Here is a 23,905-nt window from a genome sequence, read left to right on the forward strand (position 1 = left end):
CTTTAACCTGGATGGAGTGAGCTCCCCTTCGGCGAATACCGCCCCCACCACGACGCGACCTCGACGACCGCTGCGTATCGTCACGATTTCCGCCGTCGTCACTGCCATCCTGATCTTGCTGTTCGGGGTGCCGTGGTGGACGCTCGTCGCCGGTGGACCGAACTGGCCGACACCCGTCGTCGTGGTCGGCACCCTCATTTTCGCGCTGGCCTTGGTCGGACTACCCGCGTCGATGTTCCTTTCCTACGGTCGCGTCGACCGTGACGGGCTGCACCGAGTCGGTGACACCCTCATCGGAGTGGTGTGGGTGGTGTTCGTGTGGTCGGTGCTCGGATACGTTCTCCGACTGACGTTGATGCTGTTCGGCGTCGACGATCCGGTCCGCTCGCGGATTTCCGCGCTTGCGACGATCGTGGTGTCCGTGGCCCTGGTGCTGTGGGGTTACCGCGAGGCCATGCGGGTTCCACGCGTCAAGTACGTGGACGTCGTCATTCCCCGCCTCGGCGCCGGCCTGGACGAACTCAGGGTCGTCGCGATCACCGACACCCACTACGGCCCGATCAATCGGGCACAGTGGTCACAGGGAGTCGTCGACGTCGTGAACGAACTGGACGCCGATATCGTGGCGCATGTCGGCGACATCGCCGACGGCACCGTCGATCAACGCCGCGAGCAGGCTGCGCCGCTGGCCACCGTCAGGTCGAAGTTGGCCAACGTGTACGTCACCGGCAATCACGAATATCTACACGAGGCCCAGGGCTGGCTGGACCACATGGACCACCTCGGCTGGGAAACCTTGCACAACAAGCACATCGTGATCGAGCGAGGGGGCGACCGACTGGTGGTCGCGGGCGTCGACGACGCCACCGCGCGCGGCTCCCGGCAGGCAAGTCACGGAGCCGATTTCGGTGCCGCGCTGGCTGGAACGGATCCCACACTCCCTGTCCTCATGCTCGCCCACCAGCCCAAGCAGGTCACCGATTCCGTTGCGGCGGGAGTGGATCTGCAGATTGCGGGACATACGCACGGCGGTCAGATCTGGCCGTTCAATATGCTGGTGAAGCTCGATCAACCCTCGGTACACGGCCTCAGCCGTCACGGTGAACGCACTCAGCTGTACACCAGCCGGGGATCGGGATTCTGGGGACCGCCACTGCGGGTTTTCGCCCCCAGTGAGATCACCGTCCTGACTCTGCGCCGCTCCTGAGCGAGGCCCGCACCGACGCTCCCACAACCTGATTGATCAAACTCTCTCGCAGGATGGACGCGAACACGTCCGCCGCCGGCGCCGACCCCATTTCCTCCTGCACGGTAGCGACGGCGGCTGCGGGTTCCGCGTGGGGCCACAGGCCCGCCACCAGCATCATGATCGAACTCGCAACCTGCCTGGCGTCGGCCTCCGAGAGCGCCGGAATCCTCGAACGGATCAGCGCCGCAGAACGATCGACGTTGGCCACGGCACGAGATTTGAAGTCGCGCGCAAAATCGACAGAGATATTTCGCTCGAGAACACCCGCCATGACGGAGACCAGTTCACACAGCAGGCGTCGTTCGACCAACGATTCGGCAAGTTGGGTGGCGACCTGGATCTCGGCCGCGTACGGAGCATCGGAATCGACGGCTGTCGGTGCGTTCTCGACGGCGTCGAGCCAGGACACCCAATTCTCGTCCAGCACCTCGAGGAAGATGGCCTCACGACTGTCGAAGTAGCGCAGCACATTCGACTTCGCGAGCCCGATGCTGTCACTGAGTTCCCGCAGACTGATGTCGGCCACCGGCTTGGAGCCGAGCAGAGCCCGAGCCGCGTCGAGAATCGCGCACCGCCGGGCTTCGATCTGCTCGGGTCGCCGCGCCCGCTGGAACCCTTGAGTCGACACCATGACGCGAGGCTATCAAACCGTCGTTCTGTTATCCGGATCCCGGACGGCAGCCACGGGTGCACCTGTCTCGGCTGCGGCGTTTCGGGACGCCAACTCACGACGCAGCGTCTCCGTGTCGACATGGCTGAGATCGACGTGGCCCAGATCGGTGGGTTGATGCCGCTCGGCCAGCGCTCGAACCTCTGCGGCCAGATCGGCAACCTGCTTTCGCGTGGCTACCTGCGCTGCCTCGTCCTGTTCGGCCACTCGATCCACCAACCACGACGCGAGGGTGGCCGTCACGATGCCCAACAACGCAATTCCGCCGATCATCAGCGCACCTGCGATCAGTCGACCAGTCGAGGTGACCGGGGCCATATCGCCGTATCCCACCGTCGTCACGGTCTCCATCGACCACCACAGCGCTTTGCCGTACGACGTGATTTCCGCACCTGGTGCATGTCGTTCCGTGTCCAGCATCGCCAGCGCGGCGACGCCGATCAACAACGTCGTCGCACCCACCGCGTACACGACCACCCGACCGCGCAAACTCGCGCCGCTGGAGCGGTACACGACGGCCAACAGAGTCACCAGACGCAGTAGCCGCAGGGGGCGCAGCATCGGAAGCACCACCATCGCGAGATCGAGGAGGTGGCGGACGAACCAGCGACCACGTTGCGGAGCCAACCACAGGCGAACGGCATAGTCGACCGCGAATACCACCCAGGCTGCCCACATGATCCGGTTGGTCAGCACGTACGCGCCACCCACCGGCTCGGCCAGCACCTGATACGCATAGGCCACCAGAATCAGACATGCCGCTGCCGTCAGCGGTAAATCGGTCAACCGCTGCCACCGCTCCGACGTCCACACGGTGCGATCATGCACCGGGTTCACTGGTTCGTTCATCCGGGCAGTCTGACACTCCGGCAACGGATTCGTCAGGAGAAGGTGGTCAAATCCGGCTTCGAGTCAGTATCCGCACGGCATCGGGCACGGCATCGATCGAGATCGGCAACGGGCCGACTCGATCACCGTCCGCGTACGCGGTGATACCTTCGCAGACCAACCGGACATGCGCAGACCGAAACGTCTGCACCTCGGGGAGATCGATGTGCGTTCCCTTGTACACCCGCGGAAAGAGCCGAACCAGTCGCAGCCTCGACCCGTGGCCGACCACTGTGACGTCGAGGAGCCCGTCCGATCTGGACGCGTTCGGCGTGATGAGCATTCCGCCGCCGTACGAACGCCCGTTCCCTACGGCGACCAGGCTCGCATCCACGTCGACGATCCGATCGTCGAGTTCTATCCGATAACTCAGCGGGCGCAGCTGAGCCAACTCCGCGAGCATCGCCAGGTTGTACCGCATCGGCCCCTTGGGCCAGGACATCCGATTGGCCCGTTCGGTGACAAGTGAATCGAACCCGCTTGCGACGATGGTCCCCGACCACACGATCGAACTGTCCTCGAGGGTGATCCGTGCCAGGTCCGACAACTGCACCAGACCGTCGACGACGACATCGGCAGCGGCCTCGGGATCACCGGTCGGAATCCCGAACTCCCGGGCGTGATCGTTGCCGGTACCTGCCGGTACCAGCCCGATCGGTATGTCGGTGAGCGCGGCCGCCTGCAAGCCGATGCTGATCGCACCGTCACCGCCGACCACCACCAACGCATCCGTTCCGCCCGCGATTGCCCGCGCTGCCAGTTCCTTGGCCTCGTCGGCATCGGTGCCGATGATCTCGCTGACGGCAACGCCACGCTCACGCAATCGGGCGACGGCCCGGCGCCCGGCGCCCGGCGCATGCCCGTGGCCCGCCAACGGGTTGATCAGAACGGTGACCTTCTCGATCCGGCGGCGGGTTTCGGTCAAGGGATCAGCTTTCCAGGGTTGAGGATTCCGGCAGGGTCAACTGCATTCTTGACCGCTTGCAGAATATTCGCACCCAATCCGCCGATCTCGTCTGCCATCCACGGCCGATGGTCGACACCGACGGCGTGATGATGAGTGATGGTCGCACCTGACCCGGTGATGGCGTCGCCGGCTGCGCGTTTGGCCGCCAGCCACTGACCGCTGGGATCAGTTGTCTGGGCGCACACCACGGTGAAGTACAGCGAGGCCCCGGTTGTGTAGGTATGCGAGATGTGGCACATGACCAGTGGAGACGTTCCCTGCGTGGTCAACGCGTCCACCAGTGCCTGCGTCACGGCGGTGCGCACGTTCGCCAGATTGCCCCACGTCGTCGCCGTTTCGAGGGTCTCGCACAGCGCTCCGGCGTCGAGCAGCGCGTCCCGTAGATACGGAGCGTCGAATCTTCCTTTTTCCCAGTCATTTCCGGGTTCCGGACCGAGCGACGTACCGCCATGGGCGGCAAGGACGGCGCGCGCCTGCGCCATCCGTTGCGACACCAGCTCTGCTGTGCCCTCGTACGTCGTGATACCGAGACATCCTCCGGCTACGGCACTCTCACCGATCTTGCCGGTGGTAGCCAGGTTGACGCCGGTCTCGGCTTCATCGGACAACCGCAATACCGTCGGTACCGAACTCTCCTGAACGAGTTGACGCAATGCCGCTGCCCCGGTGGCGAAGTCGGGAAAGTTCCAGCCTTCGCGTTCGATCGCCTCCGGCACGTGGTGCACTCTGACTCGAACCTCGGTGATGACACCCAAAGTCCCTTCCGACCCGACGAAAAGCTCGCCCAGATCCGGTCCGGCCGCCGACGCAGGCGCCCGGCCGGTAACGAGTACACCACTCGGCGTGACGACGGTCAGCCCGTGCACCATGTCTTCGAAACGCCCGTAACCGGCCGACGCCTGACCCGAGGAGCGGGTCGCTGCGAAACCGCCGATGGTGGCGAATCGGAAGCTCTGCGGGAAGTGTCCGATCGAGAACCCTCGGGCACGAAGTAGTTCCTCGGCCCGAGGACCCGTGATGCCGGCCCCCAATGTGGCTATTCCCGATTCCTCGTCCAGATCGGAGAGCTGGTCGAAGCGTCGCAGATCGAGGGACACCACTGCCTCGAACCCGTCTCGGACCGGGTCGAGCCCACCCACGACGGACGTTCCACCGCCGAACGGAACCACCGCGATGCGATGCTTCGAGCAGTACCGCAGAATGTCCTGCACTTCGTCCGCACCGCCGGGTGTCAGGACTGCGTCCGGCGCCTGTTGTCGGTCGACGCTTCGACGACGAAGCAGGTCGAGGGTGCTTTTCCCACCGGCGTGCAGGAGCCGATCGATATCCGAAACTCCGACGTGCGAGTCGCCCACCACCGCGGACAGCGCTCGGAGGTGGGTTGGGCCGAGAGCGGACGGTTCGACCGGGACCTCACCGATGCTTCTACGCAGGACCGGCGGCGCGGTAACCCCCAATGCGCTGGTCAACAGTGCCCGCACACCATCGGAGAGTTCACGCCTGCACGCTGGATCACCCCAGGCATCCCACTGCATCGGAGGGAGCGACGGAGCATTCTCGGTACTCATCGCCTCAGTGTTACACATCTGCTAGATGTGTAACACTGATCGTCCGTCAGCCCATCGTCTTCATGCCGTCGATCGATTCCCGCAGGATGTCGGCGTGGCCGGCATGCTGCGACGTCTCGGCAATTATGTGCAGGATTACTCGCCGCGCCGACCAGCTCGCATCGGGTTCGAACCACGGCGCCCGGGGTAACGGATGTGAGCTGTCGAGACTGTCCACCGTTGCCAGTATCTCGTCCGTCTCAGCTGCCACCCGCTCGTATTCGGCCAGGATCTCGGCCAGGTTCTCGCCGTCGACTACGGCGAACTCGTCGGCGCGCATCTGCTGCATCTCGGGCGTCCACGCCGTCGGATCGAAATCACCACCCAACCCGCGAGCTCCTTCCAGAATAAATGCAGCCCAACCTTTTTCGGTTGCCGCCACGTGTTTGACCAATCCGCCGAGGCAGAGTTCGCTGACCGTCGGACGGGACGCGGCTTGATCCTCGCCCAGACCGGCAACGGTGAACCGGAGGAATTCTCGATGCCGGCGCAGACTCTCGAGAAGGTCTGCGCGTTCGCCGGTGAGGGTGCTGTGGGTCGTGGTCATGACGGGAGTCCTGCCTGTAGGGGTTCGTGCTGATACCCACAACGCTAGAATCGATTGCGGACAGTTTCAGTCCTGAATTGACCGGAGGTGATCGCAACCCTTCTGATCGCGCCAACACTGCGATAGACACGAGCTGTGGATACGTCGTCCTGGTACCGATCGTTCGCAGAAGTCGAGGCCCGCGGGAACTCCGACATGTACGAACAGTGGGGCATCGGCGTCGCCGACGATCCGGAACTGCTCGCCCTCGTCGACCGCCTACCTCGACACAAACGGCAACCGAATCTGATCCTCGGCGCCAGTCGATATCTCGGCGCCCCGGCCGGGGCGTACTCGTCGTTTCGGCGGTGGGCGATCGATCATTGGCCTCAGATCGAGCACCTCGCACTCAATCGCTCCACCCAGACCAACGAAGCCGGCCGAGCGGCGGCCTTGCTTCCCGTCCTCGGACTTCTGGGCGGGCCACTGTCGCTGATCGAAGTCGGCTCTTCCGCCGGACTCTGCCTCTACCCCGACCGGTACAGCTACCGTTACGACGAGCATCAGCGGCTCGATCCCGTCAGCGGCCCGTCGACGGTGGTTCTCAACTGCACGACTACCGGACAACCTCCGATTCCCCGGGCACTTCCCGTGGTGACCCGTCGGGCCGGGATCGACCTCAACCCACTCGACGTCTCCGACGAGGACGATATGCGATGGTTGGACAGCCTCGTGTGGCCAGAGCAGGAACATCGACGCCTGCGCCTACGCGACGCCGCCGCCATTGCACGGACCGAACCGCCCCACCTTGTTCGCGGCGATCTCAATTCCACTGTTGCCGAACTGGTTCGGCAGTCGCCTCCAAACACCACCACCGTGGTCTTTCACAGCGCTGTACTGAACTATCTGGCACCGGACGAGCGAGCAGCGTTCACCGACACCGTGCAATCGTTGCCGTGCCACTGGATTGCGAACGAGGGCATCGGAGTGCTGCCCGCGGTAGACGAGCAGTTGACGACCTCCCCGGCCCGACAGCGCGGGAAGTTCGTCGTCTCTCTCGACGGAAAGCCGAAAGCGCTGGCAGGTGGCCACGGGCAATCGCCGGCTTGGCTCTAACCTGCTGTGCGCCTTCATCAACCGCGGGCGGTTGATAAAGGCGCACAGCAAAAGGTCAAACGGTTCGGGCCAACCGGTCGGCCAGCAGGCGGGTGAAGTGAGCGGGATCGCTCAGCTCTCCGCCTTCGGCGAGAAGAGCCATGCCGTAGAGCAGCTGCGCGGTCTCGGTGAGGTTGTCCGCGTTGTCGTTGGCAGCCTGAGCCTCACGTAGACCGGACACCAACGGGTGCTCCGGGTTGAGCTCGAGAATGCGCTTGCTGTGTGGGACCGGCTGCCCCGACGCCCGATACATCTTCTCGAGTGTCGGCGACATGCTGAACGCGTCACCGACGATGCATGCGGCCGACGTCGTCAACCGGGTGGAGAGACGAGTTTCCTTGATGTCGTCGGACAGGGTTTCGGTGAGCCACGTCAGCAGCGCGCCGAATTCCTTTTCCTTCTCCTCACGTTCGGCCTCGGCTGCTTTCTTCTCGTCCTCGGTGTCGAGGTCTACCTCGCCCTTGGCGATGGACTGGAAGGACTTGCCGTCGAAGTCCGACACCGCGTCGACCCACATCTCGTCCACCGGATCGGTGAGAACGAGCACCTCGAGGCCCTTGGCCTTGAAAGCCTCCATGTGCGGCGAGCTTTCGATGAGGTGGCGAGATTCGCCGGTCATGAAGTAGATCTGCTCCTGACCGTCCTTCATGCGCTCCACGTACTCGGCAAGAGTGGTCACACCCTCGTCGGAATGGGTCGACGCGAACGAGGAGACGTCGAGCAAGGTCTTCCGGTTGTCGGCATCGGCCATCAGACCTTCCTTGAGCGCCCGACCGAACTCGTTCCAGAAGGTCGAGTACTTCTCGGGCTCGTTCGCCTTCATGTCCTTGATGGTCGAGAGGACCTTCTTGGTCAGACGACGACGAATCGCCGCGATCTGCCGGTCCTGTTGCAGGATTTCACGGGAGACGTTGAGCGAGAGGTCTTGTGCGTCGACGACACCTTTGACGAAACGCAGGTAGTCGGGTACCAGCTCTTCGCAGTCGTCCATGATGAAGACGCGCTTGACGTACAGGTGAATGCCGGTCTTGCGCTCGCGCATGAAGAGATCGAACGGGGCTGTCGACGGAATAAACAGCAGCGCTTGGTATTCGAACGTACCTTCGGCCTTCATGGGAATGATCTCGAGCGGCTCGTCCCACGCATGACTGACGTGCTTGTAAAACTCCTTGTACTCTTCCTCGGACACGTCGTCCTTGGAGCGGGTCCACAGCGCCTTCATCGAGTTGACCGTCTCGGTCTCGATGGTGATCTCGGGTTCTTCGCCTTCGGCCGGCGTCGACGTCCGGGCCACGTCCATGCGGATGGGCCAGGCGATGAAGTCGGAGTACTTCTTGACCAGTTCCTTGATCTTCCACTCCGACGTGTAGTCGTGCAGGCCGTTCTCGGAATCCTCGGGCAGAAGCTGCAACGTCACAGAGCTGCCCTGTGGTGCCTGCTCGACGGTCTCGATCGTGTAGGTACCTTCGCCACTGGATTCCCAGCGCGTCGCATGCTCTTCGCCGGCGCGACGGGTCAGCAGCGTGACCTTCTCCGCGACCATGAAAGTGGAGTAGAAACCGATGCCGAACTGGCCGATCAGCTCTTCCGATGCGGCGGCGTCCTTCGCTTCCTTGAGCTTGCGCCGCACCTCGGCGGTGCCTGACTTGGCGAGGGTTCCGATGAGATCGACCACCTCCTCGCGCGACATACCGATACCGTTGTCACGGATGGTGAGGGTACGTGCCTCTTTGTCGATGTCTATTTCGATGTGCAGGTCGGAAACGTCTACCTGCAGTTCCTTGTTCTGGTACGACTCGAGACGGAGCTTGTCCAGCGCATCGGAAGCGTTGGAAATCAGCTCACGAAGGAAACTGTCCTTGTTCGAATAGATTGAATGAACCATCAGATCCAGCAGCTGGCGCGTTTCTGCTTGGAACTCGAGCTGCTCGGTGTGCGCGGTCACTTTCGAACCCTCTCTCTACTCTGAGTTGACTCGGAGAATTTTACGTCACCGAGATAGCTGCAGACGTGCAGCTCGGCCAGGAGCAGAACCAGGATCGACGACGACGCCCGTTACACGTCGTCGAGTTTGCCGAGCATGTTCACGAAGCCCCCCGCTTCGGGGCCGAGCCTAGCGAAAAACTCGCGATCAGTCGCCTCGACCACTTGATTTGCCCTGTTCACCAGGGTTGCCCCGGCCGGCGTGACGGCCAGAGATCGCGCTCGCGCGTCGGTGGGATGCCGGTGACGCTCAACCAACCCCTTGGCGGCGAGCGTCCTCACCACCTGCGACGTCATCATCGGATCGACCCTCGCATGGTCGGACAACTCACGCTGGGTGATCGCGGATTCGCCGTCGAGCCAGGCCAACGACGCCAGGAGAACGAACTGGACATGGGTGAGGCCGAATGGTTGCAATGCGCTGCGGATGACGGCCTGCCAGGAGTTGGTGACCCGCCACAGCATGAGACCGGGGCTCGCGGATTCGTCGTCGAACCCGGTTTCGAAAGTCTTCGTCACCGACACAGTCTGTCAGCTCATCGCCGACCTCAGGACCGCGACGTCGACGTCCGCCAACGGGATCAGTCCCCGCCGCAGTTGGTACCCCCAGTGCGGTGACGCGGTCAGTTGCAACCGGTCCTTCACCTCGTCGAGGCGAACCGGCTCGAGCCCCTCGTACCGCACGCGACGCCGGAACGGCGTGAACTCACCCTCGTCGGCTTGCCATATCTCGTCGTCTTCGACGGTTCCGAGCGCAGTGAACTGACGCAAGGGATTTCGGTTACCCATGGATTCGACGGGCGAATAGTAGACGAGGGTGTCGCCTGCATTCATTCTCACCAGGCCTGCCTTCTTCCCGTGCCCGATCTGCGCGATCCCCAGCGAGACCGCGCGCCGCACGTGTTCTGCCGACACCACCCCCAGCCAGGCGTTCATCGCCCCTCCACAAGAGCTACGAGACGATCCAGATCGGCCTGGGCCGATTTCTCGAAGCCGCGACGCAGTACCAGACCCCACACCAAGGAAAGGGGTCCGTCAATGGCCACGTGCACTGCGAGCCGAGTACCGTCGGCGAACGCCTCCGCAGTATGGCGGAACACCAGTCGGGCGCCGAAGAACAGTGCGGTGTCGGTGTATTCACTGTCGGGTTCGACAGTAGTGATCTCGAACCTCACCCTCGGGCCACCCTTGGCTCGTAGTACACCCCGAGCCCCCGCTCGAACTGGTCCGTCGACACGAACCCATTCGGTATCGGGCGACCATTGCGGCCAGGTCCGGTGATCGACCCATCTCGCATGAAACTCTGCCGGAGCGGACGTAGAAGTTGCTGAACCACTGGCAAGTTCGATCATGAATTTAGTATGCGCGCTTATTAAATACTTCGCAAGACCGCCCGCACCAACCTCTCCGATACTCGAGGTGGCACTACCGGCTACAGCCCGCCGGCAGTGCCACCGTAAGTGGCGATCTTGTATTCCGTCGCCGCCAGTGACAGAGTCAATTCCTTGATCTGACGACGAACGGTGTCGCGATGTTCGAGCAACATGTCGAGTCGCTCCGCGATCGTGCTGTCGCCTTCGTCGACGAGTTCGACGTAATGTTGAAGATCTCGAATTGCCATTCCCGAGAGCCGCATTCGCGTCAGGAATACCAATCGACGAATGGAATCCGGCTGGTAGAGACGATAGCCGGTGCTATCGCGCGCCACAGTCACGAGCCCGATTCTCTCGTAGTACCTCAGCGTGTGCGCCGAGGTGTCCAGCAGGTCGGAGACCTCGGCGATGGACATCGGACCTGCCACGTCCCCGGCATCGACGAGTCGGTGAATCACCTCGATCGACATCGGGCCGTCGACCTCACCGAGTACGGCGAGCGCCTTGCGCATCAGATCGTCGGTAGCCATACCGTCGAGCCTAGAACGGTCGGACCGGACCGGCAGCGTCGACGAAGTCCGCACTACCGGCGACATCCGCCCACACCTGCAACTCGGCGAGGTTCCGACGATACGAATCGGAGATCCGGCGGACCGCCTCGTTCCCCAACGGAAGGCGCAGCGGGAGCCGATCGCCGTGCACCAGATCGACGATGATGTCGGCAGCTTTTGCCGGGTCACCTTCCTGAACACCGTTCGCCGCGCTCATGTCCGCGAACACGGGTGCGAGGATGTCGCGATACGTCGCCGACAGCTCGGCACGGCCGAGCACTCCCGGTTCGTTGAATGCGGTTCGGAAGCGGCTGGGTTCTACGATCATCACCCGGATACCGAAAGACTCCAGTTCGCTCGCCAACGCCTCGGACCAGCCTTCCAGTGCGAATTTGGCCGCCGAGTAGCTGCCTGCACCACGGAACGACATGCGTCCGCCCTGGCTGCTCATCTGGACTATTGTCCCGCTGCCCTGCTCGCGCATGCCAGGAAGTACCGCACGCACCAGCGCGGCCGGCCCGATCAGGTGCACGTCCAACAGATTCCGCAGTTGCGCTTCCGTCACGTCTTCGGCGGCACCGATCATGCCGCTCCCGGCGTTGTTGACCAGTACGTCCACACCCCCGAACCGGTCCTCCGCCTGTCGGACGACAGCGGGCGCCGCCGCGGTGTCCCGCACGTCCAACTGCACCGTGGCAAACCGGTCGGGATACTCGGAGGCGATGTCGTCGACGGACTCCGGGCGCCGTACCGCGGCGAGAACCGAATCTCCCGAACGTAGAGCCGACTGTGCAAGTTCTCGGCCGAATCCCTGGGAGACGCCGGTGATAATCCATGTCTTGGTTGTCATGACGGCCACGCTAAGGCTTCGAGCGCGCTCGAACGCAAGCTCGGAGCGGCGGCCCCGCTCACCAACTTCGGTTTCCATGGAGCAATGCCCATCGACACGACGACCTACACAACGCTCTTCCGTCGGCTCACGGCCGGCGTCGGTATCGCCGGGACAGTGGTGGGTGGAGCTGCGCCGGCCGCCACGAGGCTCGACGTCGACGACGATGCGGTGATCATCGCGGCGCCCCTTGCCCCGCCTGCGATGATCGCCACTGCCGCAGGAGCAGCAGTCGCGGCGTTCGGTCGACGGTGGACGGTCGTCGCCGCATCGCTCACCGTCCTGGGGCTGTTCGGATGGTCGGTGAACCCGCTGTACGTCCCCGCGATCGCGGATCCACTTCGCGATGACGACACCTCGATTCGGATCATGCAAGCCAATCTTCTGGTGGGGTCTGCCGATCCGGACGCTCTGGTAACGACCGTTCACGCCCGCGGCGTCGACGTGCCGGCCGTCCCGGAGTTGACGACATCCGAGGCCAGAGCCTTCAAGGACTCCGGCCTCGAAGATCTTCTGCCCCATCACTTCTGGTTACGTATGCGGACGGGGGCGGCGGGACTGGTATTTGCAGTCGCTACCCGCTCTCCGATACCCGTGCCCTGGACGGCCTCTCTCCGCAGACCCTGGCCGCCGAACTGCACGTCGGAGCGCGACATCCGGTTACCGTGTTCTCGGTCCACACTGCCGTCCCGTACGTATCGCCGGCGACGGTGTGAGGAGCCGAGCAACGCCGACTGGGCGAGCATCTGAGGGGCACATCGAGCAGCGTGATCATCAGTGGCGACTTCAATTCGACTTACTTACACAAGCAGTTCCGTCGGGTGATCGCCGACCTCACGATCGAGGGCGACGAAGCGCTTCGCGGAGCGGACGAATCCGAACACCCTGCGCAATCAATTCCTTTCGCGCCTTGCCACGGGTGACCAGGACACCGGCGATACCCAGAATCCAGACCGGGTACTGCACCAGCCAGGCAACTCGGAACGCGTCGAACGTGTACCCACCGAGACGACCCAGGATCACGCCCATCACCTGAATCACGATGAGAGTCGCCAGAAATCCGCCGATGTTCACCATTCCCTGCGCAGTGCCCATCGACGAACTCGGATTGGAGGTGCGCGCGAAGTCGAATCCGATCATCGATCCTGGACCACCCACCGATATCACGATGATCAGAAGCACGAGAAGCCACAGTGGTGACGGACCGCTACGTAGAAGAACGACGGTCCAGATCACGGCGCTGGTGGTCATGATCGCCAGCACGAGCAGCGACCGGCGCATCGGATAGCGGCCGGTGAGAATGCCCAGTATCGGCCCGGCCGCTATCGCTGAGATCACCGACAACGTCAGGAGTGAACCGACAGTGGCCGAGTCGAGCCCCTGAGCCGACGTCAGATACGGCACACCCCACAGCAATGCGAATGTGGTGATCGAGAACTGGGTACCCATGTGGCTGAAGAACCCCAGCCGAGTTCCCGGCCGCATCCAGGCCGTCTTGATCTGACGACCGATGTCTCGGGCGCCGGCCGATACCGTCACGAGCTCTGTTCCGGGCGGCGCGTTCCGGACCACGGTCAACGCCAGAACGCAGGCCAACGCACCCAACGCGGCAGCGCTCACGTACGCCGCCGACCAACTCACGTTCGTCAACAGCATCATGAACGGCAAAGCCGAAAGCACCTGCCCCAATTGGCCGAGAATGCCGGTGAACTGGGAGACGAGCGGCACCTGCCGAGGCGGGAACCACTGCGGCACCAGTCGAAGTACCGAGATGAACGTGAACGCGTCACCTACGCCCACTGCCACGCGAGCAGCGATGGCGACAGGCAACGATTCCGTTGACGCCAACGTGAATTGCGCTGCCGCCATCACGAACGCACCGATGGCAATCATCACCCGCGAGCCGTACCGATCCAGCAGAACACCGGCCGGAATCTGCATTCCCGCGTACACCACGATCTGCAACACGACGAAGGTGGAGAGCACACTCGGCGAGATCGAGAATCTTTCTGCAGCAGAGAGTCCCGATACTCCGAAAGAAGTACGGTGGAGAACGGCGATCAGGTAGGAGAAAACTCCGACGCCCCACACCCACCATACTTTTTTCATCGAGGGTGAATACTACCCCGTTCTCCGGGGGCTTCTCGGTTCGACTATTCGCGCCCCTGCGACACCCAGTTCAGGTCTGCGGAACGCTGACCGACCGTTCGACCTGCCAGCGCGTCGAGTCGGGCGATCTGATCGTCGGAGAGCGTCACCTCCAACGCCCCGGCGTTCTCACTGACACGGGCCGCGAAACGGGTGCCGGGAATGGACACCGACGGCAGTCCGTAGTGCCGCCCCTTCGCGTCGAGCCATGCCAACGACACCTGCGCGGGCGTCGCTCCCAGTTCGGCGCCCACTTCGCGTACGACGTCGAGGACACGGTAGTTGGCCGGCAGCGCTTCGGCGGCGAAGCGGGGGAAGCGTCGTCGCAGATCGTTCTCGGCTGCACTCGCGTCGTCGTACGATCCGGCGAGGAACCCCCGGCCGACGGGCGAGAACGGAACGAACCCGATGCCGAGTTCGGCTGCCGCGGGAACCACCTTGTTCTCGACGTCTCGACTCCAGATGCTCCATTCCGACTGGATCGCGGCAATCGGGTGCACTGCGTACGCGCGCCGCAGCTCGTCGCCGGTCGCCTCGGAAAGGCCGATGTGGCGAACCTTCCCCGCCTTCACTTGCTCCGCGATGGCGCCGACGGTGTCCTCGATCGGGACGTTCGGATCGACACGGTGCAGGTAGTACAGGTCGACGTGGTCGACTCCCAGACGGCCCAGTGATTCTTCGAGTGCCTGCGACACGTATGCCGGATCGCCGTTTATCCCCCGCTGACCGTTGCCGAGAACACCGACCAGGCCGAACTTGGTGGCCAATTGCACCTCGTCACGACGGTCCTTGATCACCTCGCCGACAGCGAGCTCGCTGGCGCCCTCGCCGTACACGTTGGCGGTGTCGATGAACGTGATGCCGATGTCGATCGCATGATGAAGCGTCGCGAGTGCTTCGGCCGGGTCCACCGGGCCGTAGACCGGAGCCACCGACATCGCGCCGTAACCCTGAGCGCTGACGGTAAGACCTGCGGCCAGTTCGACGGTGGGAACAGACATGAAAACTCCTCGGGCTCGATTTCGAGAACAACCCTTTCAGTGTTCACGGAATCGACGCCGAACGCACCGGTTGTGCTCATCCTGACGAGTATCCGAACCTCACCGGCCCCGCGCCCCGGATTCCGGCCGCGAGAGGACACCGGCGGAAGCTTCGACGCCCACTCGAATGGCATTGCGATCGAACTGTCACCATCGCGGCCGCCGTAACGCGTTAGCCTGAAACTTATGGCATTCGATTGGCTCGAACTCGTGCTGGCTGCCCATCAGGAATTCGGTTCACGCCTGGCCGAAGTCGACGACTGGAACGGATCCACCCCCAACTCCGACTGGAATGTGGAGCAGCTGGTCCGGCACGTCATCGACGAACAGGAATGGGTGCCGCCACTGCTCGGTGGTCTGACCGTCACACTTGCATCCGCCCACATCGCCCCGATCGGTGATGATCTGTGGACCGAATGGCAGAAATACTCGGACGCCGCGATCAACGCCTGGCAGAGCACCAGCTTGTCCGCCAAGGTCCATCTGTCGTTCGGAACCGTGGGCATGGAGTACTACCTTCGTCAGCAGATCTCCGATGTTCTCATCCACAGCTGGGATCTCGGCCGCGCCGTGGGCTACGACGATCGACTGAACCCCGAACTGGTCGAGGCCGTGTGGTCCGACATGTCGCACCAGCAGGACGTCCTCGCCCAGAGCGGCCTGTTCGCCGCCCCTGTCGAGATCGCCGAAGACTCCTCGTTGCAGGACAAGCTGATTGCGTTGACCGGCCGCGACCCCCGCTAGAGGTTCAACGCCACACCAGCGGTGCGGGCCACACCGTCCCAACCACCTACCGGTGCACCGAGACCGAACAACGCTGCGACGGTGGGCGCGACGTCGATCGTACGCGCCTGCGTCGAGACGGACCGCCCGCCGTCGAGCGCCGGATGGCCGCCGCTGAGGAAGAACGGAATCGGCAGAGTCACGAAATGTCCGTGGTTGCCAGGGATCGGATTCGACAACGGGGTGGGGTCGCTGAACCGCCAACCCGGCGCGCAGAACGCCACGACGTCACCGGCATTACCACCGAGAGTGAATTCGGATGGGAGATGGGTTGACTCGACGCCGGGGACACCGCTCGCAATTCGACGGATGCGCTCGACGGCTTCGGCCCGTTCACCGTCCTGGCCCACGAAGTAGATCAGGTCGGCACCACCGTTCTGCGATATCCGAATCTTGCCGGACAGCAACGGATCCGCATTCAGTGGCTGGTCGAGCCCGATGAGTCGTGCCGGTTCGGACCAGTCCATCGAATGGTCGGCCAAGACAATGAGAATACTCCGATTCCAGCGGCCGGTGCCGTGGAGGAAGTCGACGAAACGTCGCACCTGGTTGTCGGTGTTCTGCAGGGCCGCCGTCCGTGCGATGCGAATCGACGGCCCGGTCAGATCCAGGTGCCCGACGCGGTCGACGTCGCCGAGATTGGTGAACGTCAATCGTGGTGAGTTCGCTCCGACGATCTGCACGAGTGCGTCGATCGTGAAGTTGTCCGGGGCATGAGCGGTACCGGGCACCAACGGTTGCGGATCCCACACCACCGATGCCCGATCTCCGAACAATCCGTGCAGATAACGTTTGGAGAGCACGCCGGCCGTGGTCAATCCGAGTTCGGTGCGGACGCGATCGAGCACTGTCGACGTTTTCAGATCCGACGCCCGATCGAGATCGCGCGTCTTGTCGATGGCGGGATCGTAGACGGAGTTGGCGGGCACACCCGAACGTGCGGGGAGAACGCCGGTCATCATGGCGGTGTGATTGGGTAGCGTCTCGGCGATGGTGATCGCCGTGGCATCCGGGTAGTGTATTCCGCCGGCCGCCAACCCGGTGAGGATGGGGGTGAGATCGGCGCGTAGCTCGTCGGGTCGCATACCGTCGATGACCACGACATGAACATCGACATCCGGAATCCCGCCGCGAGCAGGGACATTCGCGTGCGCGGTCGATCCGAACAAGGCGGTTCCGGCAGCTACGCCGCCGCCGATGAGGACGTTGCGGCGCGAGACTTCGATGCTCACTGGGTCACTCCTGGTCGGTACGATGCCGGGTCGAGGGCAACAGCGGTGGAGGCGACTGTACTGCCCGCCCCGGCCGGCTGCCGGTAGCTGACTGCGTAGTGCACGTCGCTCTGCGGGTTGGTGACGTCATCGAGGAAGTACCAGTCCATCTGGGTACCGCTGCGTGCGATGTCGAATACCCCGTAACCATGCGAATCCAACTCGACGTAGCGAACATGACGATTGATCGCCTTGAACGCCTCTTCTGCCGCCGGCGACACCGTGCGCGGGGGTACGTTCAGCATCTCGTCGATGTTCGGGGAAGTCACCGAGGGCACCACGAACTCGGCCCCCACTGTCGGTCCCCCCGGGTAGTCGGCGGCATTGATCGGCAGATCGCAGGCCCACGAGCTGTGAATATCGCCGGTGATGAAAACCGTGTCCGCGATGTTGTGGTCACGAATCGTGTCGAACAACCTCCTGCGGTCGGCCGTGTACCCGTCCCACTGGTCGGTGTTGTACGGGTATCCGGCCTGCGGGAGGCCGACCAGTTCCGTCAGCGCTGCCGTCGTCGCTGGTTCGAGCGGCGGGAACACACACGGGGTGATCATCACCGGATTGCCGACCACCTTCCATTGCGTCGGCGAGCTGACGATACCGCTGGTCAACCAATCCATCTGGGCTCTACCGGTAATGGTGCGGGTGGGGTCGTCGACCTGCTTCAGCGTCGGCTGCTCGTCACGATAGGTGCGCAGATCCAACATCGAGATCTCGGCGAGATTACCGAAGCGGAATCGCCGATACAGTTGCACGTCCGATCCGCGCCCGGACGGGCGAACCGGCATCCATTCGAAATACGCTCTGGCGGAGTGCGCCTTTCGATCCGCCCAGTCGCCTTCGATGCCAGGGGTGTGGTTCTCGGCGCCGTCCCGGTACGAGTTGTCGGCGGACTCGTGATCGTCCCACGTGGCGATGAACGGAAGCTTGGCATGCAGAACCACAAGATCAGGGTCGGTCTTGTACTGCGCATGGCGGATTCGGTAGTCCGCGAGCGAGATGATCTCGTGCGCGGGCTCGTGCAGACGCACCGCCCCACTTTTCGTGCCGTACTCCCCCTGCCCGTACTCGTAGATGTAGTCGCCGAGGTGAATGATCGCGTCCAGATCGTCCCGTAGGGCCAGGTGACGGTAGGCACCGAAGTACCCGGCCTCCCAGTTGGAGCAGGACACCACACCGAACCTGATCCGATCCAGGTCTGCCGAGTTCGACGGCGCCGTCCTGGTCTGCCCGACCGGCGACACGACGGAATCGAGCGTGAAGCGATACCAGTAGGCAGTGGCCGCCTTCAGTCCGGTGACGTCCACCTTGACAGTGTGATCGGAATCCGCCGACGTGTTTGCACTTCCTGATCGGACGACGTTCGCGAACCCTGCATCGGTCGCGACCGCCCAGTTCACCGTGACGGCCGGTCCGATCCCGGAACCCGGCGTCGCGGCGGCAGTGGGAGTCACCCGCGTCCAGATGATCACCGCCTCGGGTAACGGGTCTCCGGAAGCAACGCCGTGCCCGAAGACTGCACCGTCGGTGGGCGTTCCGGCTCCGGCACTGGTTGCCGACGCGACTGCGAACCCCACCGCACCGGCCAGCGCCGCCGAGCCCTGCAGGAGTCCACGTCTGGATATTCGATCGAAGGCATTCGTCTGCACGCTAGGAGTGAACCGGGAACTGAACAGGTGTTCAAGGGAGTTACCCGAAGTTCACCCAGGCTTCGCCTGTGCGCCTTTTTGGTGGTCCGCGCCGGCAGAAAGACACACAGGGGGTAGAGTGCCTGGCATGACAAATTTCCGACAGGCATGGTGGTGGCTGCGTCCGCAGTCCGACTGACCATGTTCACGGGCTGTACGTAGCCCGTGAATGCCTGCGATCGGCATGAGGGTTCGTGTAGTCCTCTCCCGATCTGGAGCTTGAATCATGAATTCCTACACGACTTCTCGTGCGCGTAGCGACGACCTGAACACCGACGTAGCCCGCGATCCGGCCCGGTATCGCATCCTCACCGGTGAGCGCCCCACCGGCCCGTTGCATCTGGGCCATTACTTCGGCACCGTCACCGAACGGGTGCGCTTGCAGAACCTGGGCATCGAGACATTCGTCATCTTGGCCGACTACCAGGTCATCACCGATCGGGACGGTATCGGCCGGGTACGCGAGAATGTCTACGCAGCCGTACTCGACTATCTTGCGGCGGGTATCGATCCCGAACAGTCAACGGTGTTCACCCATTCGGCTGTTCCGGCATTGAACCAATTGCTGCTGCCATTTCTGAGTTTGGTCACCGAAGCCGAGTTGCATCGCAATCCGACGGTGAAAGCGGAACTCGGCGCATCCGGGCGCGCGCTGAGTGGGCTACTGCTCACCTACCCCGTTCACCAAGCCGCAGACATCTTGTTCTGCAAGGGAAATCTGGTGCCGGTCGGCAAGGACAACTTGCCGCACGTGGAGCTGACCAGGCTCATCGCCAGGCGTTTCAACGAACGGTACGGCCCGATCTTCCCGGAGCCGCAAGCATTGCTGACACCATCGCCAGAGGTTCCCGGTCTGGACGGCCGAAAGATGTCGAAGAGCTACGGGAACGCAATCTCCCTGTCGATGACTGCCGATCAGACTGCCGATCTGATCCGGCGGGCCCCTACCGATTCCAACCGGACCATCACCTTCGATCCGGAGATCCGCCCCGGAGTATCCGCGCTGCTGACCACTGCCGCGCTCTGCTGCGGCGCCGACGAGAATGCCATCGCAGCCGAGATCGGCGACGGCGGTTCCGCAATGCTGAAGAAGCTCACGACCGAGGCTGTCAACGACTACCTCGCAGGCCATCGTCACCGTCGTGAAGAGTTCGCCGCTGATCCGGTTCTTGTTCGCGACGTACTGCGGGCCGGTAACGAACACGCGAACGAGATCGCACTCCGCACCCTCGACGAGGTAGGTCGGCCATGGGCACCGTGTACTAGAGCGAGTACAGGCGGCGTCCGCCGAATCGATCACTGCTCCTGTTCAATTCGTCGAGCGCTGCCTGCGATACGGCATCGGCCGCACGGTAGACGATCAACCTCAGATCGGGATCGTCCAGTGGATTCAGAACGTCGAAGGTCACAGTCAACGGACCGACCGTCGGGTGGTTCATCGGCTTGTCTCCTCGAGCGCGTACCGACACCTCACGAGATTTCCAATACCGCGCGAATTCTTCACTGCCGTGGACCAACTCTGCGATCAACGATGCCAGTTCACCATCCTCGCAGTGAGCTGCCCATGCCGCACGCAGATCCGCAACGGCGCCCCGGACAACATCCTCGCGTCCTCGATAAAAGTTTCGAAAACGCTCGTCCAGGAAGCACATTCGAAGAATATTTCGATCCTCGACCGGCCGCAGATTCAGGTCGAGAAGTAGAGCTGACATCACATCGTTGAAAGCGAGGACGTCGAGTCGGTAGTCGAGGATCATCGCGGGCAAGGGACTGACGTCGACGACCAGCCTCGCCAGGCCGGCCGGGACTCGCTCCCGTTCCGAGCGGCCCGGTGCACGATGGCCGGCGAGGGCGAAGAGGTACTCGCGCTGATCGTCGTCGAACCGTAACGCTCGACTGAGCGCTCGGACAACCTGCGACGACGGGCGAACGTTCCGGCACTGCTCGAGCCTCGTCAGATAGTCGACGCTGACTCCTGCGAGCGCCGCGACCTCTTCACGTCGCAGACCGGGCGTGCGTGTGTGCCCGATACGCGGCGGTAAGCCGACCTCTTCCGGCTGGAGCGCTTCCCGTCGATCACGCAACAACGCGGCGAGTTCGCGGCGGGCTATCGGAAACGGTGTGCTCACTCCTACGAGACTAGGCCGCTCGCGGTCATCCAGCCTGGTACCGGCCGTCCCAGGGTAGGGCCGGCCTGGTTGCGGGCATGCGTGTACGACACAGTCGACAGGCGTCAGAAGATCGACCCGTCGAAAGGAATCACGTATGACCAAGTTGAACGACTATCGGTTACTGGGCAAGTCCGGTCTGCGGGTATCACCGTTGTCGTTGGGTGCCATGACGTTCGGTGATGCCTGGGGATGGGGTTCGGACAAGAAGACCGCACGCAGAATCTTCGACGCCTACGTGGACGCGGGCGGCAACGCAGTCGACACCGCGAACATCTACACCGACGGCCAATCCGAGGAATACCTGGGAGAATTCGTTCGAGGTCGTCGCGAATCGATCGTTCTGGCAACCAAGTACACCGGCACCCGCAATCCGTCGGACCCCAATGCAGGTGGAAACAATCGCAAGAGCCTCGTCGCGTCGGTGGAATCGAGTCTGCGACGGCTGGGAACCGACTACCTCGACCTCTTGTACGTCCATGCCTGGGACGGCCTGACCTCTGGGGACGAAGTCATCGCTGCACTCGGGGATCTCGTACGCAGTGGAAAAGTGCTGTATCTGGGGATTTCAGACACCCCGGCCTGGCAGGTGGCCAGAATGCAGACCATCGCCGAACTCAGAGGCTGGGCGCCGTTGGTGGCGCTGCAGGTGGAGTACAGCTTGATCGAGCGCACCACCGAACGAGACCTGATCCCGATGGCGGCCGAACTCGGCCTCGGCGTCGTACCGTGGGCACCGCTGGGCGGCGGCGTTCTCACCGGCAAGTACACCGCCGCCGACCTGGCCGCCCCACCGGCGGATCGTCCGGGCGGCACCCGTCGTGATCACGCAACTGCCAACCGCACGCTGACCGCGCGTGGGCTCTCGATCGCCGACACCGTCGTAGCAGTGGCGAACGACCTCGGAATACGACCGGCGCAGGTGGCACTGGCCTGGACGCTGCAGAATCCGGCCGTCGCAAGCTCGTTGATCGGTGCTCGGACACCCGAACAACTGCACGAGAACCTCTCCGCTCTCGATGTCGAATTCGAGGTGGAGCACCTTCGGCGACTCGACGACGCCAGCGCAATCGACCTGGGTTTCCCACACGAATTCCTGACCCGGCCCATGGTTCGCGGGGTGGTGCACGGAAACACCCGTACTCGCCCGAGGGTGTAGGGACTGCGCCCCTGTGTGCTTTTCTGTCAGGCCGGTCTACCGGAAAGATGCACAGGGCGAAGCCTATGCTGAGGCAATGACCGAACCCGACATCAAGCCCAGAAGTCGTGACGTCACCGACGGACTCGAGAAGACCGCAGCACGCGGCATGTTGCGAGCAGTGGGGATGGGTGACGAGGACTGGGTCAAGTCGCAGATCGGCGTCGCCTCGTCCTGGAACGAGATCACCCCGTGCAATCTTTCCCTCGACCGGCTCGCGAAAGCCGTCAAGGAAGGGGTGCACGAAGGCGGCGGCTTCCCACTCGAATTCGGCACCATCTCCGTCTCCGACGGCATTTCCATGGGCCACGAGGGCATGCACTTCTCCCTCGTCTCTCGTGAGGTCATCGCAGACAGTGTCGAAACGGTCATCCAGGCCGAACGCCTCGACGGCTCGGTCCTACTCGCCGGTTGCGACAAATCACTGCCCGGCATGCTGATGGCGGCTGCCCGCCTCGACCTGGCCAGTGTCTTCCTCTACGCCGGTTCCACCCTGCCCGGAGTGGCCAGACTGTCCGACGGCAGCGAACGCGAGGTCACCGTGATCGACGCGTTCGAAGCGGTGGGCGCCTGCTCACGCGGATTGATGAGTCGTGCCGACGTCGACACCATCGAGCGCGCCATCTGCCCTGGCGAGGGCGCGTGCGGTGGCATGTACACCGCGAACACCATGGCCAGCGCCGCCGAGGCGATGGGAATGTCCTTGCCGGGCAGCGCGTCACCGCCTGCCCCGGACCGACGACGCGACGGATTCGCCCGAGAGAGCGGCAAGGCCGTGGTCGAATTGCTTCGCCGAGGCATCACCACCAGCGACATTCTCACCAAGGAAGCGTTCGAGAACGCGATTGCCGTGGTGATGGCGTTCGGTGGTTCCACCAACGCGGTGCTGCACCTGCTGGCCATCGCCCATGAGGCGTACGTCCCGCTGACGCTCGCCGATTTCGCCCGCGTCGGTGCGAAGGTTCCGCACCTCGCGGACGTCAAACCTTTCGGACGTCACGTCATGACGGACGTCGACCGCATCGGCGGCGTCCCCGTCATCATGAAAGCCCTACTCGACGCCGGACTCCTGCACGGCGACTGCCTGACCGTCACCGGACGCACCGTGGCCGAGAACCTCGCCCACATCACCCCGCCCGACCCGGACGGCAAGGTGCTGCGCGCGATGAAAGATCCCATCCATCCCACCGGCGGCATCACCATCTTGCAAGGCTCACTCGCACCCGGCGGCGCGGTGGTCAAGTCGGCGGGCTTCGATTCCGACGTCTTCACCGGGACAGCAAGGGTTTTCGAGCGCGAGCGCGCGGCAATGGACGCTCTCGAAGACGGAACGATCACCAGCGGTGACGTGGTCGTGATCCGCTACGAAGGCCCTAAGGGCGGACCGGGAATGCGTGAGATGCTCGCCATCACCGGCGCGATCAAGGGTGCAGGTCTGGGTAAGGACGTCCTGCTGCTCACCGATGGGCGGTTCTCCGGCGGCACCACCGGGCTGTGCGTCGGCCACGTCGCCCCCGAAGCTGTCGACGGCGGACCGATCGCCTTCGTTCGTGACGGCGATCAGATCCGGCTCGACGTCGGCTCCGGGCGACTGGACCTGCTGGTCGACGAAGCCGAGCTCGAAACCCGCAAAGCCGGATGGGAGCCGCTGCCTCCGCGTTACACCCGCGGCGTGTTGGCGAAGTACACGAAGCTGGTGGGTTCGGCGTCGGGTGGGGCGGTCTGCGGCTGATCACGAGCGCCGCAGACCACCC

Annotated in this window: 22 protein-coding genes and 1 pseudogene; 7 read left to right on the plus strand and 16 right to left on the minus strand. The window is 63.4% G+C overall.

The features are described 5' to 3' along the window. The first annotated feature begins 16 nt into the window (after positions 1-16). Complete coding sequence (locus tag ABH922_RS19790; protein ID WP_424808531.1) at positions 17-1,207, plus strand: metallophosphoesterase; 1,191 nt, start codon at positions 17-19, stop codon at positions 1,205-1,207. On the opposite strand, the gene ABH922_RS19795 is transcribed toward ABH922_RS19790, so the two are convergent. From ABH922_RS19795 to ABH922_RS19815, 5 genes are all read right to left on the minus strand, one after another. Then, the gene (locus tag ABH922_RS19795) at positions 1,179-1,880 is read right to left on the minus strand and encodes a TetR family transcriptional regulator (protein WP_424808532.1); all 702 of its coding nucleotides are present in this window, start codon (positions 1,878-1,880) and stop codon (positions 1,179-1,181) included. The genes ABH922_RS19790 and ABH922_RS19795 overlap by 29 nt on opposite strands. 12 nt (positions 1,881-1,892) lie before the next feature. Beyond that, a complete protein-coding gene (locus ABH922_RS19800) occupies positions 1,893-2,768 on the minus strand; it encodes a potassium channel family protein (protein ID WP_424808533.1) in 876 nt (291 codons plus the stop codon). A 46-nt stretch (positions 2,769-2,814) separates the two neighbouring features. Next, positions 2,815-3,732 (minus strand): diacylglycerol kinase, encoded by a 918-nt coding sequence (locus tag ABH922_RS19805; protein ID WP_424808534.1) that lies wholly within the window; start codon positions 3,730-3,732, stop codon positions 2,815-2,817. Beyond that, the gene (locus ABH922_RS19810) at positions 3,729-5,309 is read right to left on the minus strand and encodes an FAD-binding oxidoreductase (protein ID WP_424809733.1); all 1,581 of its coding nucleotides are present in this window, start codon (positions 5,307-5,309) and stop codon (positions 3,729-3,731) included. Before ABH922_RS19810 ends, ABH922_RS19805 begins: the two co-directional genes overlap by 4 nt. Before the next feature lie 79 nt (positions 5,310-5,388). Further along, a complete protein-coding gene (locus tag ABH922_RS19815) occupies positions 5,389-5,928 on the minus strand; it encodes a DinB family protein (RefSeq protein ID WP_424808535.1) in 540 nt (179 codons plus the stop codon). 135 nt (positions 5,929-6,063) lie between these two features. Here ABH922_RS19815 and ABH922_RS19820 point away from each other — a divergent pair, with 135 nt between their 5' ends. Further along, complete coding sequence (locus ABH922_RS19820; protein WP_424808536.1) at positions 6,064-7,023, plus strand: DUF2332 domain-containing protein; 960 nt, start codon at positions 6,064-6,066, stop codon at positions 7,021-7,023. A gap of 55 nt (positions 7,024-7,078) precedes the next feature. On the opposite strand, the gene htpG is transcribed toward ABH922_RS19820, so the two are convergent. The 6 genes from htpG to ABH922_RS19850 all read right to left on the minus strand — a co-directional run bounded on the left by htpG (position 7,079) and on the right by ABH922_RS19850 (position 11,819). After that, positions 7,079-9,007, minus strand: a complete 1,929-nt coding sequence (gene htpG / locus ABH922_RS19825) for a molecular chaperone HtpG (RefSeq protein ID WP_424808537.1) — start codon at positions 9,005-9,007, stop codon at positions 7,079-7,081. Positions 9,008-9,117: 110 nt separating this feature from the next. After that, the gene (locus tag ABH922_RS19830; protein WP_424808538.1) at positions 9,118-9,564 is read right to left on the minus strand and encodes a MarR family winged helix-turn-helix transcriptional regulator; all 447 of its coding nucleotides are present in this window, start codon (positions 9,562-9,564) and stop codon (positions 9,118-9,120) included. Between the two features lie 12 nt (positions 9,565-9,576). Then, a complete protein-coding gene (locus ABH922_RS19835) occupies positions 9,577-9,981 on the minus strand; it encodes an EVE domain-containing protein (RefSeq protein WP_424808539.1) in 405 nt (134 codons plus the stop codon). Then, positions 9,978-10,397: an SRPBCC family protein gene (locus ABH922_RS19840; RefSeq protein ID WP_424808540.1), complete on the minus strand. Its 420-nt coding sequence runs from the start codon at positions 10,395-10,397 to the stop codon at positions 9,978-9,980. The genes ABH922_RS19835 and ABH922_RS19840 overlap by 4 nt, the downstream gene beginning before the upstream one ends. Before the next feature lie 80 nt (positions 10,398-10,477). Then, positions 10,478-10,948, minus strand: a complete 471-nt coding sequence (locus ABH922_RS19845) for a MerR family transcriptional regulator (protein WP_424808541.1) — start codon at positions 10,946-10,948, stop codon at positions 10,478-10,480. Between the two features lie 10 nt (positions 10,949-10,958). Further along, positions 10,959-11,819, minus strand: coding sequence for an SDR family oxidoreductase (locus ABH922_RS19850; RefSeq protein ID WP_424808542.1), 861 nt, complete (start codon positions 11,817-11,819; stop codon positions 10,959-10,961). Positions 11,820-11,903: 84 nt separating this feature from the next. Here ABH922_RS19850 and ABH922_RS19855 point away from each other — a divergent pair, with 84 nt between their 5' ends. Continuing rightward, a complete protein-coding gene (locus ABH922_RS19855) occupies positions 11,904-12,608 on the plus strand; it encodes a hypothetical protein (RefSeq protein ID WP_424808543.1) in 705 nt (234 codons plus the stop codon). An 84-nt stretch (positions 12,609-12,692) separates the two neighbouring features. Here the strand turns inward: ABH922_RS19855 and ABH922_RS19860 are convergent, their stop codons facing one another. Then, positions 12,693-13,967 (minus strand): MFS transporter, encoded by a 1,275-nt coding sequence (locus tag ABH922_RS19860; protein ID WP_424808544.1) that lies wholly within the window; start codon positions 13,965-13,967, stop codon positions 12,693-12,695. Positions 13,968-14,011: 44 nt separating this feature from the next. Next, positions 14,012-15,007, minus strand: a complete 996-nt coding sequence (locus tag ABH922_RS19865) for an aldo/keto reductase (RefSeq protein ID WP_424808545.1) — start codon at positions 15,005-15,007, stop codon at positions 14,012-14,014. 225 nt (positions 15,008-15,232) lie between these two features. Between ABH922_RS19865 and ABH922_RS19870 the strand changes: the two genes are divergently transcribed. Continuing rightward, positions 15,233-15,790: a TIGR03086 family metal-binding protein gene (locus tag ABH922_RS19870; RefSeq protein WP_424808546.1), complete on the plus strand. Its 558-nt coding sequence runs from the start codon at positions 15,233-15,235 to the stop codon at positions 15,788-15,790. Here ABH922_RS19870 and ABH922_RS19875 read toward each other — a convergent pair. Together ABH922_RS19875 and ABH922_RS19880 are read right to left on the minus strand one after the other, a co-directional pair. Further along, positions 15,787-17,061 carry an alkaline phosphatase family protein gene (locus tag ABH922_RS19875; RefSeq protein ID WP_424808547.1) on the minus strand — a complete coding sequence of 425 codons (1,275 nt, stop codon included), beginning with the start codon at positions 17,059-17,061 and terminating at the stop codon, positions 15,787-15,789. The two genes, ABH922_RS19870 and ABH922_RS19875, sit on opposite strands and share 4 nt — an antisense overlap. Then, a complete protein-coding gene (locus ABH922_RS19880) occupies positions 17,058-18,746 on the minus strand; it encodes an alkaline phosphatase D family protein (protein WP_424808548.1) in 1,689 nt (562 codons plus the stop codon). The genes ABH922_RS19875 and ABH922_RS19880 overlap by 4 nt, the downstream gene beginning before the upstream one ends. Before the next feature lie 265 nt (positions 18,747-19,011). On the opposite strand from ABH922_RS19880, the pseudogene trpS reads away from it, so the two are divergent. Then, positions 19,012-19,965, plus strand: a pseudogene (gene trpS / locus ABH922_RS19885) (tryptophan--tRNA ligase); the annotation flags it as partial. Between the two features lie 82 nt (positions 19,966-20,047). Here trpS and ABH922_RS19890 read toward each other — a convergent pair. After that, a complete protein-coding gene (locus ABH922_RS19890; protein ID WP_424809734.1) occupies positions 20,048-20,914 on the minus strand; it encodes a helix-turn-helix transcriptional regulator in 867 nt (288 codons plus the stop codon). A 136-nt stretch (positions 20,915-21,050) separates the two neighbouring features. On the opposite strand from ABH922_RS19890, the gene ABH922_RS19895 reads away from it, so the two are divergent. Further along, the gene (locus tag ABH922_RS19895; protein ID WP_424808549.1) at positions 21,051-22,112 is read left to right on the plus strand and encodes an aldo/keto reductase; all 1,062 of its coding nucleotides are present in this window, start codon (positions 21,051-21,053) and stop codon (positions 22,110-22,112) included. A 76-nt stretch (positions 22,113-22,188) separates the two neighbouring features. Further along, a complete protein-coding gene (gene ilvD, locus ABH922_RS19900) occupies positions 22,189-23,883 on the plus strand; it encodes a dihydroxy-acid dehydratase (protein WP_424808550.1) in 1,695 nt (564 codons plus the stop codon). Positions 23,884-23,905: the final 22 nt, after the last annotated feature.

This window comes from Rhodococcus sp. 27YEA15 (genome assembly GCF_049739425.1).
In the GTDB taxonomy this organism is placed as follows: Bacteria; Actinomycetota; Actinomycetes; order Mycobacteriales; family Mycobacteriaceae; genus Rhodococcus_F.

What these genes read in the sequence shown, in the direction of transcription:
- ABH922_RS19800 (WP_424808533.1), bottom strand. Translation starts at nt 2,768, where the DNA reads ATGAACGAACCAGTGAACCCGGTGCATGATCGCACCGTGTGGACGTCG.
- ABH922_RS19850 (WP_424808542.1), bottom strand. Translation starts at nt 11,819, where the DNA reads ATGACAACCAAGACATGGATTATCACCGGCGTCTCCCAGGGATTCGGC.
- ABH922_RS19810 (WP_424809733.1), bottom strand. Translation starts at nt 5,309, where the DNA reads ATGCAGTGGGATGCCTGGGGTGATCCAGCGTGCAGGCGTGAACTCTCC.
- ABH922_RS19855 (WP_424808543.1), top strand. Translation starts at nt 11,904, where the DNA reads ATGCCCATCGACACGACGACCTACACAACGCTCTTCCGTCGGCTCACG.
- ABH922_RS19835 (WP_424808539.1), bottom strand. Translation starts at nt 9,981, where the DNA reads ATGAACGCCTGGCTGGGGGTGGTGTCGGCAGAACACGTGCGGCGCGCG.
- ABH922_RS19815 (WP_424808535.1), bottom strand. Translation starts at nt 5,928, where the DNA reads ATGACCACGACCCACAGCACCCTCACCGGCGAACGCGCAGACCTTCTC.
- ABH922_RS19845 (WP_424808541.1), bottom strand. Translation starts at nt 10,948, where the DNA reads ATGGCTACCGACGATCTGATGCGCAAGGCGCTCGCCGTACTCGGTGAG.
- ABH922_RS19870 (WP_424808546.1), top strand. Translation starts at nt 15,233, where the DNA reads ATGGCATTCGATTGGCTCGAACTCGTGCTGGCTGCCCATCAGGAATTC.
- ilvD (WP_424808550.1), top strand. Translation starts at nt 22,189, where the DNA reads ATGACCGAACCCGACATCAAGCCCAGAAGTCGTGACGTCACCGACGGA.
- ABH922_RS19865 (WP_424808545.1), bottom strand. Translation starts at nt 15,007, where the DNA reads ATGTCTGTTCCCACCGTCGAACTGGCCGCAGGTCTTACCGTCAGCGCT.
- ABH922_RS19895 (WP_424808549.1), top strand. Translation starts at nt 21,051, where the DNA reads ATGACCAAGTTGAACGACTATCGGTTACTGGGCAAGTCCGGTCTGCGG.
- ABH922_RS19860 (WP_424808544.1), bottom strand. Translation starts at nt 13,967, where the DNA reads ATGAAAAAAGTATGGTGGGTGTGGGGCGTCGGAGTTTTCTCCTACCTG.
- ABH922_RS19840 (WP_424808540.1), bottom strand. Translation starts at nt 10,397, where the DNA reads ATGATCGAACTTGCCAGTGGTTCAGCAACTTCTACGTCCGCTCCGGCA.
- ABH922_RS19795 (WP_424808532.1), bottom strand. Translation starts at nt 1,880, where the DNA reads ATGGTGTCGACTCAAGGGTTCCAGCGGGCGCGGCGACCCGAGCAGATC.